We start from the raw sequence: 17,344 nt of genomic DNA, 5'->3' as shown, positions 1-17,344 counted from the left end.
AGCGCCGGCGTCAGTCCCGGGCGGCCTGCCTCGCCTCGGCCGGTTCGTCCTCGAGACGGCCGTCGAGCTTGGCGACGAGGCCGGTGACCTGGCGGGCGATGTCGGGCGCCGTCAGACCGATCTCGGCCATGACCTCCTTGCGGGAGGCGTGGTCGAGGAAGCGCGGCGGGATGCCGAAGTCGCGCAGCGGCAGGTCGACACCCGCGTCACGCAACGCCTGGGACACCGCCGCCCCGACACCACCGACCCTGATGTTGTCCTCGACGGTGACCACGACCCGGTGCTCGTCGGCGAGCGGGGCGAGCGCCTCGTCGACCGGCTTGACCCAGCGCGGGTCCACGACGGTCGTGGAGATGCCCTGCTTGTCGAGCAGGTCCGCGATCTCCAGGCACATCGGCGCGAGCGCGCCGACCGACACCAGCAGCACATCCGGACGCTCGGCGCCCGGCCTGCGCAGCACGTCCATGCCGCCGATCCGGCCCACGGCCTGGACCGCGGGGCCGACCGCGCCCTTGGAGAAGCGCACCACCGTCGGCGCGTCCTCGACCTGGACGGCCTCGCGGAGCTGGGCGCGCACCTGATCGGCGTCGCGAGGGGCGGCGATCCGCAGGCCGGGGACGACCTGGAGGATCGACATGTCCCACATACCGTTGTGCGAGGCGCCGTCGGTGCCGGTGACGCCCGCGCGGTCCAGTACGAAGGTCACCCCGCACTTGTGCAGCGCCACGTCCATCAGCACCTGGTCGAAGGCGCGGTTCAGGAAGGTCGCGTATACCGCGAAGACCGGGTGCAGGCCACCGGTGGCGAGACCGGCGGCGGACACCGCGCCGTGCTGCTCGGCGATTCCGACGTCGTACACCCGCTCGGGGAACGCCTTGGCGAACTTGTCCAGGCCGACGGGCTGGAGCATCGCCGCGGTGATCGCCACGATGTCCTCGCGCTCCTTGCCGAGCGCGACCATCTCCTCGCCGAAGACGGAGGTCCAGTCCAGGCCTGAACTGGCGATCGGCAGTCCGGTGTCGGGGTGGATCTTGCCGACGGCGTGGAACCGGTCCGCCTCGTCCTGGAGGGCCGGCTGGTAGCCGCGGCCCTTCTCGGTGAGGCAGTGCACGATGACCGGGCCGCCGAACCGCTTCGCCCGGGTGAGCGCGGACTCCAGCGCGGTGATGTCATGGCCGTCGATCGGGCCGACGTACTTCAGGCCCAGGTCCTCGAACATGCCCTGCGGGGCGATGAAGTCCTTGAGACCCTTCTTGGCACCGTGCAGGGTCTCGTAGAGCGGCTTGCCGAGAACGGGGGTGCGCTCCAGGATCTCCTTGCCCCGGGCCAGGAAGCGCTCGTAGCCGTCGGTGGTCCGCAGCGTCGCCAGGTGGTTCGCCAGGCCGCCGATGGTCGGGGCATAGGAGCGCTCGTTGTCGTTGACCACGATGACGAGCGGGCGATCCTTGGCGTCCGCGATGTTGTTGAGCGCCTCCCAGGCCATACCGCCGGTGAGGGCGCCGTCGCCGATGACGGCGACGACATGGTCGTCCTTCTTCAGGACCTCGTTGGCCTTGGCTAGGCCGTCGGCCCAGCCGAGCACCGTCGAGGCGTGGGAGTTCTCGATGAGGTCGTGCTCCGACTCGGAGCGCGCCGGGTAGCCGGAGAGGCCGCCCTTCATCTTCAGCTTCGAGAAGTCCTGGCGGCCGGTCAGCAGCTTGTGCACATAGCTCTGGTGGCCGGTGTCCCACAGAACCCTGTCTCTGGGCGACTCGAAGACCCTGTGCAGGGCGATGGTCAGTTCGACCACACCGAGGTTGGGGCCGAGGTGACCGCCGGTCTTGGACACGGCGTCCACGAGAAAAGTCCGGATCTCTGCGGCCAGCTGGTCGAGCTGCTCCGGGCTGAGCCGGTCCAGATCCCGAGGTCCCTTGATACGGGTAAGCAATGCCACCCGTTCCTCCTTGCGTGTGAGCTGGTCGAGCATGCCGATCCGCCGAGTCTAGTGTTCCGCTCCCGGCGGCAGTCATCGGGCGGTGTGTTGCGCGTCCCTCCATTCGGTGGGCCTGCCCACGAACGGCTCAACCCGGTGACGGACGGGGTCGCCGCTGTCCGCGTATCGCTACCCGCGTCCTCGGATGAACACGCGGAAGTGCCCGGCACCGGTTCCGGTGCCGGGCACTGTGTGAGCGGCGTTACGCGCGGCCCGCGGTCTTCTGCGTCTTGCGTGTGACCGAGTCGATCACGACGGTGGCGAGCAGCACCCCACCGGTGATCATGTAGACCACCGGGGTCCTGATGCCTTCGAGCGCGAGACCGTATTGGATCGCGACGATCACCAGGGCGCCGAGCAGGGCGTTCCACGTCCGGCCGCGTCCGCCGAAGAGGCTGGTGCCGCCGATGACGGCCGCCGCGATGACGTTCATCAGCAGGTCGCCTGTACCGGCGCTCTGGTTGGCGGCCGCGATCTTGGAGGCCCAGAACAGACCGCCGACCGCCGCGAAGAACCCGGAGAGCGCGAAGACCGAGATCCGGACCGCGGCGACGTTGATGCCGGCGCGGCGGGCGGCCTCGACGCTGCCGCCGAGCGCGAAGATCCTGCGGCCGTAGGCGGTGCGGCGGAGCACGAAGTCCGTGATCACCAGGATGGCGAGGAACAGGACGAAGGCCAGCGGCAGGCCCTTGTACTGGTTGAACATGAACGCTGCGCCGAAGGCGATGACGGCCAGCAGCACCGTGCGCAGCACGATGTCGGACACCGGACGGGACGGGACCCCGACGGCCGCACGGCGGCGGTTGTCCAGGAACGACGTCACGAAGAACACCGCGACCGCGGCGGTGGCCAGTCCGTAGGCGGCGGCCACGTCGGAGAAGAAGTACGTGGTCAGTTGACCGACGGCGCCTTCGCTGTCCAGGTTGATGGTGCCATGGTCACCGAGGAGCTGGAGCATGAAGCCCAGCCAGAACAGCAGACCGGCGAGGGTGACGGCGAACGCCGGGGCGCCGATCTTCGCGAAGAAGAAGCCGTGGAGCGCGCCGATCGCGGCACCGGCGGCGAGGGCCACGAGGACCGAGAGCCATTCGTTCATCCCGTGGCTCACGGCCATGACCGCGACGATCGCCCCGGAGACACCGCTGACCGAGCCGACCGACAGGTCGATCTCTCCGAGCAGCAGCACGAAGATGATGCCCACGGCCATCGTGCCGGTGCCCACCATGGTCACGGCGATGTCCGAGATGTTCTTCGCGGAAAGGAACTCGGAGTTCAGGCTCTGGAAGACGATGGCGATGATGACCAGGCCGATCACGACCGGGATGGAGCCGAGGTCACCGGCGTGCAGCTTGCGCTTGAACTCGGAGAAGTAGCCCGCGAGGCCCTGCTCGCGTACCAGCAGCCGAGGGTCGACCGCGGTGACCGCGTCATGGGCGGCGTCCGGGTTCACTACCTGGTGTCCGCCGCCGTGTCGGCCGGAGGTCTTGTGGGTGCTCACTTCTGCGCCTCCGAGGTGCGCGCCGCACGACGGGTCACGGCGTTGTCCGTGGCGCCGGTGATGGCGGAGATGATCTCTTCCTGCGAGGTGGACTTGACGTCGAAGACGCCGTTGTTCCGGCCGAGTCGGAGCACGGCCACCTTGTCGGCGACGGCCTTCACATCGGCCATGTTGTGGCTGATGAGGATGACGGCGTGGCCGCGCTCCCGCAGCCGCTCCACGAGGTCGAGCACCTGTGCGGTCTGCTCGACGCCGAGCGCGGCGGTGGGCTCGTCGAGGATGACGAGCTTGGGCTCACCGAGCATCGAGCGGGCGATGGCCACGGTCTGCCGCTGACCGCCGGAGAGGGAGGCGATCGGGATACGGACGCTGGGGATGCGGATCGACAGCGTGCTCAGCAGCTCACGGGAGCGGCGCTCCATCTCGACCTCGTCCAGCACACCGCGCTTGCGCAGCTCACGGCCGAGGTAGAGGTTGCCGACGACGTCGATGTTGTCGCACAGCGCGAGGTCCTGGTAGACGGTCGCGATACCCAGGTTCTGGGCGTCGTGCGGCTTGTGGATCGCGACCGGCCTGCCCTCCCACTCGATGACGCCCTCATCGATCGGGTGCACTCCTGCGATCGTCTTGACCAGCGTGGATTTACCGGCGCCGTTGTCGCCTACGAGGGCGACCACCTCGCCGGCATGGACCTCAAGCTCTACGTCGGTGAGCGCCTGGACGGCACCGAACCGCTTGGAGACCCCGCGCAACGCCAGCACGGGCGTAGCCAACACGTGAACCATCTCCTTCGCCGCCTGACCGGCGGGGCAGCCGCGCCTCCCGGAAGGCCAGGTGGTGCGGTGGGTCGAGCAGAATCAAGTATTCAGAAACAACCGGAAGCAAGCAGGCCGGAAGCATGCGGAAGCATCGAGCAGAAGCGTTTCTGCTCGGTGCCCCGCCCCTATAGCGGGACTGGACTGGGGCGGGGCACCGGGCAGGCTTCCGGCGGTCCCTGGGTCCCTGGCCTGGGCTCCGCGTCTGGACTCCGATGGTCCGGACGCCGGCCGGGACTCCGGGGGCCTACTTCAGGCCGGCCGCTTCGCAGGCGGCCTTGTACTTCGCGGTGCAGATCTCGTCGATGGTGTAGATGCCGTCCTTGAGCACGGTGTCCTTGATGTTGTCCTTGGTCAGCGAGACGACCGGGACGAGCACGGCGGGGATTCCGGTGTTCGTGGGGCTGTCGACCCGGGCGGTCTCCACGTCCGTGAGCTCCTCGCCCTTGGCGAGCCGCACGGCCATCTTGGCGGCGGCGGCGGCCTCGGGGGCGTACGGCTTGTAGACGCTCATGTACTGCTCGCCCGCGACGATCCGCTGGACACCGGCAAGCTCGGCGTCCTGGCCGGTGACCGGCGGGAGCTTGGTGAAGCCGCCGGCCTTGAGTGCGGTGATGATGCCGCCCGCCATGCCGTCGTTGGCGGAGTAGACGCCGATGATCTTGTCCTTGCCGAGAGCAGAGATCGCTGCCTCCATGTTGGAGTTGGCGTTCTCCGGCTTCCACTCCTTGGTGTCGTACTCCTTGCCGATGTTGACCTTGCCCTCGAACTCGGCCTTGGCGCCCTTCTTGAAGAGGGCGGCGTTCGGGTCGGTGATGGCACCGTTCATCATGACGATCTGGCCGTCCTTGGCCTTGTCGCCCAGCGCCGCGAGGAGCGCCTTGCCCTGGACGTGGCCGACCTCTTCGTTGTCGAAGGAGGTGTACGCGTCAATCGGACCCTCGGCGAGACGGTCGAAGGCGACGACCGGGATACCGGCCTCCTTCGCCTTCTTGACGCTGCCGGCGATCGCCTTGGAGTCGACCGCGTCGATGATCAGCGCGTCCACCTTGTTGGTGATCATCGTCTCGACCTGCTGGGTCTGGAGCGTCGCGTCCTGCTTGGCGTTGGCGTAGACGACCTCGGCCTTGCCGTTCGTGAGCTTGCTGATCTCCTCTTCGATCAGCGGCTTGTCGAACTTCTCGTAGCGAGCGGTCTGGTTCTCCGGGAGGAGCAGACCGATCTTGAGGTCGTCACCCTTCTTCTCGCCCGCGCTGTTGGCGTTCTCCCCGGACTCCTTGGCGCTGCCACAGGCGGCGAGGGACACGGCCATGGCGGTGGCGGCGATGGCCACGGCGGCACGACGCATCTGCGTGTTCATTCAGAAACCTCCCTGACGAGGCCGCGTCGCGCGGCCGAGGTGGCTGGAAGTCAACTCGGGCGCCTCTCCGCCGTCAAGGAGTAAATCCTTAACGAGATGACAACGGTGCCATTCGTTATCTAAGTGAAGGCAGGCGCACCCACGGAGAGCGCACTGCCAGAACCATCCATAAGCGTAGAATCACCCATTTCACTGAGCACGAGGGCCAGCGCTCCCAGCACCTCGGCCCGGCTCCCCAACGCCCCGGGCAGCAGCGAGAGCTGGCGGGCCGCGCTGGGAATCGCATAACGGGAGACGGACTCCCTGATCGGCGCGAGCACCAGCTCTCCCGCTTCGGCGAGACTGCCGCCGAGTACGACCCTGGTCGGATTGAGCAGGTTGCACAGGTTCGCCACCCCGCTGCCGATGTGCCGCCCGACGTCGGCGATCACCCTGCGGCAGCCCGGATCGCCCTCGCGCGCGAGCTGCACGACCCGCTCCATGGTCAGATCGGGACCGTGGCCGGGCTGGAGCAGCGGCAGTACATACCGGGCGGACGCGAAGGTCTCCAGGCAGCCCCGGTTGCCGCAACGGCAGACGGGCCCCGACTCGTCCAGGGTGATGTGCCCGATCTCTCCCGCCGTACCGCCTGGGCCCCGGTAGATCTGGCCGTTGATGACCAGTCCGGCACCCACACCGCTCGCCACCTTGATGTAGGCGAGGTCCTTCACTCCCCGGCCGCTCCCCCAGACCAGCTCGCCGAGCGCGCCGAGGTTGGCGTCGTTGTCGACGTACACCGGCACCCCGAGGCGGCGTGAGAGCTCGGCGCTGGGGTTTATCCCGGTCCACCCCGGCAGGATCGAAGTCGACCCCAGCGTCCCGGACTCGACATCGATCGGACCCGGCACACCGAGTCCGACCCCGATCACCTTGTCCGCGCTGATCCCGGTGTCCGCGATCAGGCGTCTGACCAGTGCTTGCGCCCGCCCGAAGCCCTCCTCGGACGAGGCGTCGACATCGAGCGGCTCGGACTCCTCGGCCAGCACCTGATGGGCGAGGTTTCCCACGGCGACCCGCAGATGGGTGTGGCCGAAGTCCACCCCGACCACGATCCCGGCGTCCCCGCTCAGCGACACGCTCCTGGCCCGCCTGCCGCCCGCCGAGGTGGGGGTCACCTCGACCGTGCCGCCCTCCTTCAGTTCGCGAACGATGTTGGAGACCGTGGCGGCGGACAGGCCGGTCGACCTCGCGATCTCGGCCTGAGTGAGCGAACCGGCCATGCGCACGGCACGTACGACGCGCTCGAGATTCGCCCGATGCAGAGACGTCTGCGACCCCGGAGTCTCCATCGACTCACACACTCCCGCTCATTACTCCAACATGTGAACTCTAAGGGGAGCCTTTGGGGCTGCCCCCCGTCAAGACCTGAGCGCATGCGGGAACTCCTCGGGCACCCGCTGTGACGGGACGCTGCGCCACCGTCCACGGACCGGCCGGAGCCCTACTTCAGGGCCCCCGCGGTCAGCCCCGCCACCACCTGCCGCTGGAAGACCACATACGCCGCCAGCACCGGCAGCATCGCCATCACCAGTCCCGCGAACAGGCCCGACCAGTCGCCCTTGTACCCCTGGCTCACCGCCAGCTGCACCAGCCCCTGGGACAGCACCTTCTGGTCCTGATCGGTGTTCAGCACCGTCGGCAGCATGTACTGGTTCCACTGGCCCAGGAAGTTGAAGATGCCCACGCTGATCAGCCCGGGCTTGGCCATCGGCAGCATGACCTGGAAGAACGTACGTGCGTGCGAGGCTCCGTCGATCAGGGCAGCCTCCGCAACCGAAGTCGGCAGCGTACGGAAGAAGGCGGTCAGGAAGAACACGGTGAACGGCAGCGAGTACGCGATGTAGACGAGGATCAGACCGTGGATCGTGTTCAGGAGCTGGATGTTGTTCATGACGTAGAACAGCGGGACCAGCGCCAGCATGATCGGGAAGCTCATACCGCCGATGAAGAGGAAGTAGATGAAGCGGTTGCCCGGGAAGTCGAACCGGGCGAGGACGTACGCCGCCATCGAGCCGAGCAGCAGCGTGCCCACGAGGGAGCCGGCGACCACCAGGACCGTGTTCAGGAAGTAGTCGCTCATATGCGCCTGGCTCCAGGCGCGGGACCAGTTCTCGAAATGGAGCCGGTCGGGCAGTGACCAGGGCGAGCTGAAGATCGCGTTGTCGTCCTTGAAGGAGGTCATCACAGCCCACAGCAGCGGCAGGACGACCATCAGGGCCCAGAGGATCAGCATCCCGTGCGAGAAGACGTTGAGGACCCTGCCGTCGCCTCGGCGCGGCCTCGGCCGCGAGGGCGTGCCGGGCGCAGCCGGCCGGCCGGTCTTCGCCACCTGCGGCAGGGTGGACCCAGCAGCACCGGCGGGAGGAGCCACTGAGGTTTGCGAGGTCTCCGTCATCTTCACGTCAGTACTCCAGACGCTCTCGTCGGCCCAGCTTCATCACGGCGGCGGCGAACGCCAGCGTGACGACCAGCAGGGCGACGCCGATCGTGGTCGCGTAGGCCGCCGCGCCATCACGGAACGCGGACTGGTACACGTACAGCACCATCACCGTGGTCGAGTAGTCGGGGCCGCCCGGCCCCGTGGTCATGATCTGCACCACCGCGAAGGACTCCGCGCCGAGCGCGAGGATGCCCATGTAGACCCAGCCGGACTGGATGGTGTCCCACAGCAGCGGCAGCGTGATCCGGAAGAAGGTGGTGAACCGGGTCGCGCCGTCCAGCAGCGCGGCCTCGTAGAAGTCCTTCGGGATGGACGCCATCGCCGCAGAGAAGAGGACGACGAAGAAGCCGACCGTGGACCAGACGAGGACCGCCATCACACACCACAGGGCGAGTTCCGGGTCGCCCAGCCACAGGGGCTGGATGCCGCCCAGACCGATCGCCTTGAGCGCGGAGTTGATCGCCCCGCTTTCGGGGTTGTACGCGAACTGGAAGAGCAGGGCGACGATCGCGATCGACAGCACCTGGGGGAAGAAATACGCGATCTTGTAGAAGGAAGAGCCGCGCACCCCGGAGACCGCGCCTCCCCTCCGGTGCCGTCCGCCGACATTGATCATGAAGGCGAAGAACAGCGCGAGGCCGATCGTGGCCACCGGGAGCAGCAACGCGAACACCAGACTGTGCTGGAGCGACTTCCAGAAGATGTCGTCGTCCCACATCCGGGTGTAGTTGTCGAAGCCGACCATGGCGAAGTCCGGGCTCAAGCCGGTCCAGTCGGTGAAGGAGTAGAAGATCGACTGGACGAACGGCCAGATGACGAAGAGCGCGTAGAGCGCCAGGGGGGCCGCCAGGAACCCCACGATGAAGCGGTTCTTGCCGTGCTGCATGGTTACCGACCCCGATCCTGCGGGAGTGTGCCGCCGCTGGTGCCGAGTGCGCCGTGTGCTCCCGGAGCCGCCCCCACATCGCGTCTCCGGGAGCAACGGCCGCTCACTGGTGCTTGTACTTCTTGACGGACGAGTCCTGGGCCGCTTTGTCCGCGAAGCCCTGGATCTTGCTGATCGCTTCGGCCGGGGTGAGGCGTCCGGCCATCATCTCGCCCAGGCCAGCCACACCGATCTGCTCCTTCTGGAGCTTGACGTACCAGTCCTGGAGGCGTGGGTTGACAACGTTCTCCCCGGCCGTGGCGAGGGCGGCGACACCCGACCTCAGACCCGGTGTCAGCGCGATGCCGTCGGTGCCGCCGTCGAACGCGGTCAGCGACTTGACCTGCCGGGTGAAGTTCTTCGATGACGCCTCGCCGAGCATGATGCGCAGTTGCTCCATGCCACCCTCGACGTTCTTGGCGTTCGCCGGGACGATGAAGGGCTCGCCTCCGGAGGCCCAGATGGTGCCGAACGGCATCGCGTCCGACGCGTCGAGACCGGACGGCGCGGCGACCGCGAGGTCGAAGTCCGCGGGCATGGTGCCGGCGGCCTCGTTCTCCACCCAGGAGCCGTTGGGGATGAACAGCGCCTTGCCCTTGGTCCAGGCGGTCTGGGACTGGATGTGGTCGAGGCCGGGAGTGCCCTTGAGGATGTAGCCCTTCTTGTAGAGCTCGTAGTACGCCTCGAACGCGGACTTGACGGCGGGGTGCTTCCAGGCGTTCGGTTCCAGGTTGTCGATGGAGTCCAGAACCTCGCGACCACCGATCTTCGCGATGAACGGGTAGAGCGAGAAGGGGAGGTAGTACGGGTGCTTGCCGGCGTACGTCCAGCCGGCGATGCCCTGCTTCTTCGCCTTCTCGCAGAGGGCGAGCATCTCGTCCCAGGTCTGCGGGTACTGCGAGTCGAAGCGGTCGAGTGCGCTCGCCGAGTACCAGACGCCGTAGACGGTGTAGGCGTAGTAGAGGATCCAGACGGGTGCCCCGTCGAACTGGCCCATCTCGACGATTCCGGGGCGGAGGGTGTCGCGCACCTTCCTGCCCGGGTTGTCGAACGAGGGCGCGTCGAGCAGCGGGGTGAGGTCGGCGAGCTGCTGCTTGCCGACGAGCACGCCCATGTCCATCTGCTCGGCGCCCGAGTTGTCGATGAGGTCGGGCGGGGTCCCGCCGTTGAAGCGGGGCTGGAGCTCGGACTGGATCTTCTGGGTTGCCTTGTGGGTGACCCGGGGCGCCTTCGGGAAGGCCGCGTTGTACTTCTTCTGGGCGTCGATGGCGTACTGCTGGCCGAAGCCGCCGTCGAAGATGACGACTTCCAGGGGGGCGGTCTCGTTGACACCGAGTGGGTTGGCCCTGGTGACCTTTCCCTTCTCGACCTTGGAGCCGCCGGCGCCGCCGGTCCCGCTCGCGCAAGCGGACAGGAGGCTCATCGCCGGAAGGGTGACCAGGCCGATCGCCGCGCTGCGTTTGATCAGTCCACGGCGGTCGATACCGCCGTTCGGGTGGCCGGAGGTGGATCCCATGCTCAAGTCCTCGCCTTCTCCAGGACTCAGGCGGTGTACCGGTCGCCCGTCTCATCGTCTGAGGCGAAGGGCCCCGCCACCGCGGTCTTTTGCCGAAGCTGGGTCGTGCAGGGGGTTCAGGGGGCGGCGGGAGCGGGAAGGACGCCCGGCTCGCCACCGCGGTGCGTTCGTTCGGGAGGCGGACGCCGACAGGTATAGTCCACTTGCGGTCGACCGAGCAAGATCGAAAACAGGTTTGACCGCCAGACTTTCCCGATCTGAGATCTCACGGATACGGGAGCACCACCCGAGCCCTTCCTCTCTGCCTCTCTTCGCCGCTTCCACCCCTCGATCATTCACGATCAAGAATCTCATCGAAACGGCCGATTTCGAACCTGCCACACCGTCAACACCCTTGACACCGTGAGGCACTTACCTCCCTACTGGAGCCTGCGCACTCAGACTGACAACGTTGTCCAAATTCGCTCCCGCGAGGAGGAAAGCGTCGGCATGCGGCCCAGATCCAGCTCTCGGCACAGACGATTCCGCGCGGCCGCCCTGGTGGCGGCCACCGCGCTTCTGGTGGTGACAGGGCAGCCGGCAGCCGGCGCGCTCCCCTCCCAACCCACTTCTGCAACAACGGAGTTCAGCACATCCTTCGAAGCGGACGAAGCCCAGCCCGACTGGCGCAGCACCGTGGAGACAGGGCCCGGCGGAAGCAAGCGGTCGTCCGGCGTCGACGGCGGCTACGCCTCCGGAATTCCGGGCAATGTGACGGACAAGGTCATCGGACTGCGTGCCAGCGGCGAAAACGGCGGAGCCGGTGAGGTCAAGGAGAATCTGGTCGATCTCCAGCCCGCCACCAAATGGCTGGGATTCCAGTCCAGCGCCTGGATCGAATTCGACACGGACACCCCGGTCAAGGTCGTGAGATACGCGCTGACCTCGGCCAACGACTTCGCCGCCCGCGACCCCAGGGACTGGTCGCTCAAGGGCTCGTCCGACGGCAGGGATTGGAAGATCCTCGACACCCGCACGGGCGAGGCCTTCGACCAGCGCTTCCAGACCAGGACGTACGACATCGACGCCGCCGCCACGACCGCGTACGCCCACTACCGGCTGGAGATCACCGCGAACAACGGCGCATCCGACGCCACCCAGTTGGCCGATGTGCAGTTCTCCGACGGCGACACCGGCACCCCGGTCCCCGAGGACATGCGCAGTCTGGTCGACCGGGGGCCCGGGGGTTCCCCCACCGCGAAGGCGCACGCGGGTTTCACCGGCAAGCGCGCACTGAGGTACGCGGGCACCCACAAGACGGACGGCCGCGCGTACTCGTACAACAAGGTCTTCGACGTCGACACGGCCGTGCGGCGGGACACGGAGCTGTCGTACCGGGTCTTTCCCTCCATGGCGGAGACCGACCTCACGTATCCCGCCACCCAAGTGGCCGTGGACCTGGCCTTCACCGACGGCAGCTATCTCAGCGACCTCCGCGCGGTGGACTCGCACGGCGGGCTGCTGACGCCGCAGGGCCAAGGCGCGGCCAGGCGGCTGTACGTCAACCAGTGGAACCAGGTCACCGCGCGGATCGGTGCCGTCGCCGCCGGCAAGACGGTGGACCGGATCCTGGTGGCGTACGACTCCCCCGCCGGCCCCGCGAAGTTCCAGGGCTGGATCGACGACATCAGGCTGGCCGCAGCGGCACCCGTGAAACGGCCGGCGCGCCTCTCGGACTACGTCTCCACGGTGCGCGGCACCAACTCCAGCGGCTCGTTCTCGCGCGGCAACACCTTCCCGGCGACCGCGGTACCGCATGGCTTCAACTTCTGGACCCCGGTCACCAACGCGGGCTCGTTGAGCTGGCTGTACGAATACGCCCGCGCCAACAACGCGGACAACCTGCCCACCGTCCAGGCGTTCAGTGCCAGCCATGAGCCGAGCCCCTGGATGGGCGACCGGCAGACCTTCCAGCTCATGCCGTCGGCGGCGGACGGCACACCGGACACCTCACGCACCGCCCGGGCCCTGCCGTTCCGCCATGAGCGGGAGACCGCGCGTGCGCACTACTACGGGGTGACCTTCGAGAACGGCCTCAAGGCCGAGATCGCCCCGGCGGACCACGCCGCGATGATGCGATTCACCTATCCGGGTGAGCACGCCACGGTGCTGTTCGACAATGTCACCGAGCAGGCCGGACTCACTCTCGACCCGGCGACCAGCTCCTTCACCGGCTACTCCGACGTCAAGAGCGGCCTGTCCACGGGCGCGACACGGCTGTTCGTCTACGGAGTCTTCGACGCACCCGTCACCGCCTCAGCGTCGCAGGGCGTGAAGGGCCATCTGCGCTTCGGCGCCGGAGCTGACCGCACCGTCACGCTGCGGATCGCGACCTCGCTCATCAGCGTCGACCAGGCGAAGCAGAACCTGGCTCAGGAGATCCCGGTGTCAGCCGACTTCGACACGGTCAGGGACGCCGCGCAGGACGCCTGGGACAACATCCTCGGCCGAGTCCGGGTCGAAGGGGCGACCCACGACCAGTTGGTGACGCTCTACTCCTCGCTCTACCGGCTGTACCTGTACCCGAACTCCGGCTTCGAGAGGGTCGGCGGGAAGGACGTGTACGCCAGCCCCTTCTCACCGCAGACCGGCCCCGACACCCCGACCCGCACCGGGGCGAAACTGGTCGACGGCCGTGTCTATGTCAACAACGGCTTCTGGGACACCTACAGGACCACCTGGCCCGCGTACTCCTTCCTCACCCCGGGCAAGGCGGGCGAGCTGGTCGACGGCTTCGTCCAGCAGTACCGGGACGGCGGCTGGATCTCCCGCTGGTCGTCCCCCGGCTACGCGGATCTGATGACCGGCACCTCGTCCGATGTGGCTTTCGCCGACGCGTACGTGAAGGGCGTACGGGGCTTCGACGCCGAGACGGCCTACGAGGCGGCGCTCAAGAACGCGACCGTGGCACCGCCTCACCGGGGCGTGGGCCGCAAGGGCATGGAGACCTCGCCGTTCATCGGTTACGCGTCGACCGAGACCCACGAGGGACTTTCCTGGACGCTGGAGGGCTGCCTCAACGACTACGGCCTCTCCCGGATGGCCGATGCCCTCTTCAAGAAGACGCACAAGCCACGCTACAAGGAGGAGTCGGCCTACTTCCTCAATCGCGCACGCTCCTATGCGACCCTGTTCGACTCCGAGGCAGGCTTCTTCCAGGGCCGGAACCCGAAGGGCGACTGGCGCGTCCCGGCGAACCGGTACGACCCCCGGATCTGGGGCTATGACTACACCGAGACCAATGGGTACGGCTATGCGTTCACCGCGCCCCAGGACTCCCGTGGCCTGGCCAACCTGTACGGCGGCCGGGCCGGGCTCGGCAAGAAGCTGGACACCTACTTCGCGACGCCGGAGACCGCCTCGCCCCAGTTCGCGGGCTCGTACGGAAGCGTCATCCACGAGATGACCGAGGCCAGGGATGTCCGGATGGGCATGTACGGGCACTCCAACCAGGTGGCCCACCATGTCCCCTACATGTACAACGCGGCCTCCCAGCCGTGGAAGACGCAGGAGAAGGTACGCGAGGTGCTGTCCCGCCTCTACACCGGCAGCGAGATCGGGCAGGGCTACCACGGCGACGAGGACAACGGCGAGCAGTCCGCCTGGTTCCTTTTCTCCGCACTGGGCTTCTACCCGCTGGTGATGGGCAGTGGGGAGTACACCATCGGCTCTCCCCTGTTCACCAAGGCCACCGTGCGGCTGGACAACGGCCGGGCGCTGGTGGTGACAGCCCCGCGCAACAGCGCCCGGAACATCTACGTCCAGGGGGTCGAGGTCAACGGCCGGGCATGGCACTCCACCGCACTCCCGCACGAGCTGCTCGCGCGCGGCGGCACACTGGAGTTCACGATGGGCGCCCGGCCCTCGCGCTGGGGTACGGGGAGCGGGGCCGCTCCGGTGTCCATCACCCAGGACGACAGGGTGCCCGAGCCACGGCGCGACACGATCAGCGGCACCGGCCCGCTGTTCGACAACACCTCCGCCACGGAGGGCGCACTGGACGCGTCGACACCCGTGGAACTGCCGGTCGCAGCCGGCACCCGAGCGGTCCAGTACACCCTCACCTCGTCAGCGAAGGGCACGGCGCCGGCGGGGTGGGTGCTCCAGGGTTCGCATGACGGCACCACGTGGACCGATGTGGACAGGCGGTCGGGTGAGTCGTTCGCCTGGGACCGGCAGACCCGGGTGTTCACGGTCGGACGACCGGGGACGTTCGAGAGATACCGGCTGCTCCCTGCCGCAAGGGCGTCGCTCGCGGAGATCGAACTGATCGCCTCGCGCGGCGGAGCAGCACCTGGGCTCCGAGGCGTGTCCGCGGCTGTCCCGTGAGCGGCTGCAGCCGATCCGGGGTGAGGGCCTCGTCGCGATCAGGGGGCAGCGCGGTCCGAGGACCCAGCCCCTGACCGGGTTGCCGGTGCACGCGGTGGTGGCGGTCGCGCCCACGCATGGTCGGAAGCCAGCGGGCGTGCAGCCCAAGTCGCTCTGAAACGATCATTGATTGGTTAAGGAAGTTCGGTGGCGACGCCACTCGCTCGGGGTGGTCCCATAGGCTGAGCGGAAGCGCCGGGTGAAGTGGCTAGGGCTGGTGAAGCCGCACCGCGCCGCCACGGCAGAGACCGGAAGTGCAGCGTGGCGGGGCGAGGCCAGGAGTCGGCACGCCGTTTCCAGCCGCTCGGCGATGAGCCGCTGTTCGAGCCGGATGCCCGCGCGTGCCAGTACCACGTACAGCTGCCGTTTGGAGATGGCGTGGGCTGCGGCGATGCGTTCCGGCCCGAGGTCGGGGTCGGTGAGGTGACGGCGTGTGTACGCCATGATCCGGGTCACCAAGGAGTTGTCCATGGCTTCTCGAACCCGCAAGTCCCGCTCGTCGTGTGCAGCCGAGGTCAGCAGGGCCCGTACGAGATCGGTGGTGGCGTTGGCGAGGGCGCCGGCGCCGGGGTCCGTTTCGAGGCGGCCGGGGTTTCGGAACAGCGAGTGCAGGTGCCCGAGCAGCAGGTCGTGTACGGGGCTGGAGCGGAGACGTACCGAGGCCCGTGTCACGGTGTCGACCGGCAGGCCGAGATGCTCCGCGTCGATGGTGAGGGCCTGTGAGGCACCATGTCCGGACCAGCCATAGGTGCGTGGGGCGAGTTCGTGGAAGACGCAGATGTCCTGCGGCCCGAGGGCGAACCGGGTGCCGGCCTGTTCGGCGCGGTGGATGCCTTGGGTCTGGAGCGAGACCGATACCACGGGACGGTCCCGGTGGTGACGGACGTGTCTGGCCGTGCGCCGGACCTCAAGCCCGGAGCTTCGCACGTCGAAGAGGTCCAGGCCGCCCACTCGCCAGCCTTCGATGCGGGCGCTGATCCCCGCCTCGCACTCCTCGTGGATGATCTCGTTCGGCACGGAGTTGTCCGTCATCGCGTGGTGAAACGCGTCCGCCCTGTCGCGTGGCGTGAAGTCGTCCAGGTCCAGCAGCAGCACGAACCAGCCCTCCAGCGCGGTCTCCGGGTGCGGCGGCGCCCATCCTCCCGGTGACACCGGGCCGGCGGTTGCTCTCCCGTGCACGGGTCTGTTCCTTTCGTGTCCGCGCGGTAGCGCAAGCCCTGCGCGGAGGGGCAGCAGGCAAGCACTCACAGGCAACCGGTCCCCGCGCTCGGCCTTTAGCTTCGGACGTGCGCCGCCTTGCCCCGGCGGCGCGCACCCTTGATCCGCAGAGAGGTCCGATCCGTGACTGACCAAACATTCGTCGCGCCGGTTCTGGAACCCCAGGCCGCCGCCTTCGCCGAAGCGACCGCCTCGCCGCCGTTCCTGTTCCAGCTGCCACCGGCCGAGGGCCGCAAGGCCGTCGAGGACGCGCAGTCCGGCGACGTGGAGCTCCCCGCGATCGACGAGGAGTGGGTGACCGTCGAAGGCGGCCCGACCGACGAGGTCCGCACCAGAATCGTGCGGCCCGCCGGCGCGCAGGGCGATCTGCCCGTGATCGTCTTCGTGCACGGCGCCGGCTGGGTCTTCGGCAGCGCCCACACCCACGACCGGCTGGTGCGCGAACTGGCCGTCGGAACCGGCGCCGCCGTGGTCTTCCCCGAGTACGACCTCTCCCCGGAACACCGCTACCCCATCGCCGTCGAGCAGGTCTGGACCGTGGCCCGCTGGGTCGTCACCGACGGCACCGCGCACGGGCTGGACGCCACCAGGATCGCGGTGGCCGGCGACTCGGTGGGCGGCAACATGAGCACCGTACTGACTCGGCTCGCCAAGGAGCGCGGCGGCCTCACCCTCGCCCACCAGGTGCTGTTCTACCCCGTCACCGACGCCGGCTTCGACACCGGCTCCTACCACCAGTTCGCCGAAGGCTACTTCCTGCGGCGCGACGGCATGCAGTGGTTCTGGGACCAGTACACCACCGACGAGAACCAGCGCGCAGAGATCACCGCCTCCCCCCTGCGCGCCTCCGTCGAGCAGCTCACCGGCCTTCCGCCGGCGCTGGTGATCACCGCCGAGGCGGATGTGCTGCGCGACGAGGGCGAGGCGTACGCCGCCAAGCTGCGGCAGGCCGGTGTCGAGGTGACCGCCGTCCGCGTCCAGGGCGTCATCCACGACTTCGTCCTGCTCAACGCGCTGCGCGGCACCCAGGGCGCCGAGGTGGCCATCACGCTGGCCATCGCCACCCTGCGCAAGGCCCTCGCCGCCCACTGACCCCCAGGGCAGCCGGTGGGCGGGGACCAGCGCGCCACTACGAGCTGGGACCCCAGTCTGTG

Annotated in this window: 11 protein-coding genes; 2 read left to right on the top strand and 9 right to left on the bottom strand. The window is 68.1% G+C overall.

Annotated elements, in window-relative coordinates; all coding sequences use genetic code 11:
* Positions 1-10 precede the first annotated feature (10 nt).
* The 8 genes from dxs to ngcE all read right to left on the bottom strand — a co-directional run bounded on the left by dxs (position 11) and on the right by ngcE (position 10,565).
* On the bottom strand, positions 11-1,933 hold the full coding sequence (gene dxs, locus V1460_RS11590; protein ID WP_338673661.1) for a 1-deoxy-D-xylulose-5-phosphate synthase: 1,923 nt from the start codon (positions 1,931-1,933) through the stop codon (positions 11-13).
* A gap of 241 nt (positions 1,934-2,174) precedes the next feature.
* Complete coding sequence (locus V1460_RS11585; RefSeq protein ID WP_338673660.1) at positions 2,175-3,470, bottom strand: ABC transporter permease subunit; 1,296 nt, start codon at positions 3,468-3,470, stop codon at positions 2,175-2,177.
* Positions 3,467-4,255, bottom strand: coding sequence for an ATP-binding cassette domain-containing protein (locus tag V1460_RS11580; RefSeq protein ID WP_338673659.1), 789 nt, complete (start codon positions 4,253-4,255; stop codon positions 3,467-3,469). Before V1460_RS11580 ends, V1460_RS11585 begins: the two co-directional genes overlap by 4 nt.
* Positions 4,256-4,532: 277 nt before the next feature.
* Positions 4,533-5,645 carry a substrate-binding domain-containing protein gene (locus V1460_RS11575; RefSeq protein ID WP_338673658.1) on the bottom strand — a complete coding sequence of 371 codons (1,113 nt, stop codon included), beginning with the start codon at positions 5,643-5,645 and terminating at the stop codon, positions 4,533-4,535.
* Between the two features lie 119 nt (positions 5,646-5,764).
* Positions 5,765-6,973 carry an ROK family transcriptional regulator gene (locus V1460_RS11570; protein WP_338673657.1) on the bottom strand — a complete coding sequence of 403 codons (1,209 nt, stop codon included), beginning with the start codon at positions 6,971-6,973 and terminating at the stop codon, positions 5,765-5,767.
* 152 nt (positions 6,974-7,125) lie between these two features.
* The gene (locus tag V1460_RS11565; protein ID WP_407077436.1) at positions 7,126-8,085 is read right to left on the bottom strand and encodes a carbohydrate ABC transporter permease; all 960 of its coding nucleotides are present in this window, start codon (positions 8,083-8,085) and stop codon (positions 7,126-7,128) included.
* A gap of 1 nt (position 8,086) precedes the next feature.
* Positions 8,087-9,010, bottom strand: a complete 924-nt coding sequence (locus tag V1460_RS11560) for a sugar ABC transporter permease (protein WP_338673655.1) — start codon at positions 9,008-9,010, stop codon at positions 8,087-8,089.
* Positions 9,011-9,113: 103 nt separating this feature from the next.
* Entirely contained in the window at positions 9,114-10,565 is a 1,452-nt protein-coding gene (gene ngcE, locus V1460_RS11555; RefSeq protein WP_338673654.1) for an N-acetylglucosamine/diacetylchitobiose ABC transporter substrate-binding protein, read from the bottom strand.
* Positions 10,566-11,054: 489 nt separating this feature from the next.
* On the opposite strand from ngcE, the gene V1460_RS11550 reads away from it, so the two are divergent.
* Positions 11,055-14,933: a GH92 family glycosyl hydrolase gene (locus V1460_RS11550; protein WP_338673653.1), complete on the top strand. Its 3,879-nt coding sequence runs from the start codon at positions 11,055-11,057 to the stop codon at positions 14,931-14,933.
* A 162-nt stretch (positions 14,934-15,095) separates the two neighbouring features.
* Here the strand turns inward: V1460_RS11550 and V1460_RS11545 are convergent, their stop codons facing one another.
* Positions 15,096-16,151, bottom strand: coding sequence for a helix-turn-helix domain-containing protein (locus V1460_RS11545; RefSeq protein WP_338673652.1), 1,056 nt, complete (start codon positions 16,149-16,151; stop codon positions 15,096-15,098).
* Between the two features lie 162 nt (positions 16,152-16,313).
* Here V1460_RS11545 and V1460_RS11540 point away from each other — a divergent pair, with 162 nt between their 5' ends.
* A complete protein-coding gene (locus V1460_RS11540) occupies positions 16,314-17,282 on the top strand; it encodes an alpha/beta hydrolase (RefSeq protein ID WP_338673651.1) in 969 nt (322 codons plus the stop codon).
* Positions 17,283-17,344 lie beyond the last annotated feature (62 nt).

Source organism: Streptomyces sp. SCSIO 30461 (assembly GCF_037023745.1).
GTDB lineage: Bacteria > Actinomycetota > Actinomycetes > Streptomycetales > Streptomycetaceae > Streptomyces.
Note: the sequence above shows the minus strand (reverse complement) of the source record. Positions and strands in the feature narration are given on the sequence as shown.

What these genes read in the sequence shown, in the direction of transcription:
- V1460_RS11580 (WP_338673659.1), bottom strand. Translation starts at nt 4,255, where the DNA reads ATGGTTCACGTGTTGGCTACGCCCGTGCTGGCGTTGCGCGGGGTCTCC.
- V1460_RS11575 (WP_338673658.1), bottom strand. Translation starts at nt 5,645, where the DNA reads ATGAACACGCAGATGCGTCGTGCCGCCGTGGCCATCGCCGCCACCGCC.
- V1460_RS11570 (WP_338673657.1), bottom strand. Translation starts at nt 6,973, where the DNA reads ATGGAGACTCCGGGGTCGCAGACGTCTCTGCATCGGGCGAATCTCGAG.
- V1460_RS11560 (WP_338673655.1), bottom strand. Translation starts at nt 9,010, where the DNA reads ATGCAGCACGGCAAGAACCGCTTCATCGTGGGGTTCCTGGCGGCCCCC.
- ngcE (WP_338673654.1), bottom strand. Translation starts at nt 10,565, where the DNA reads ATGGGATCCACCTCCGGCCACCCGAACGGCGGTATCGACCGCCGTGGA.
- V1460_RS11550 (WP_338673653.1), top strand. Translation starts at nt 11,055, where the DNA reads ATGCGGCCCAGATCCAGCTCTCGGCACAGACGATTCCGCGCGGCCGCC.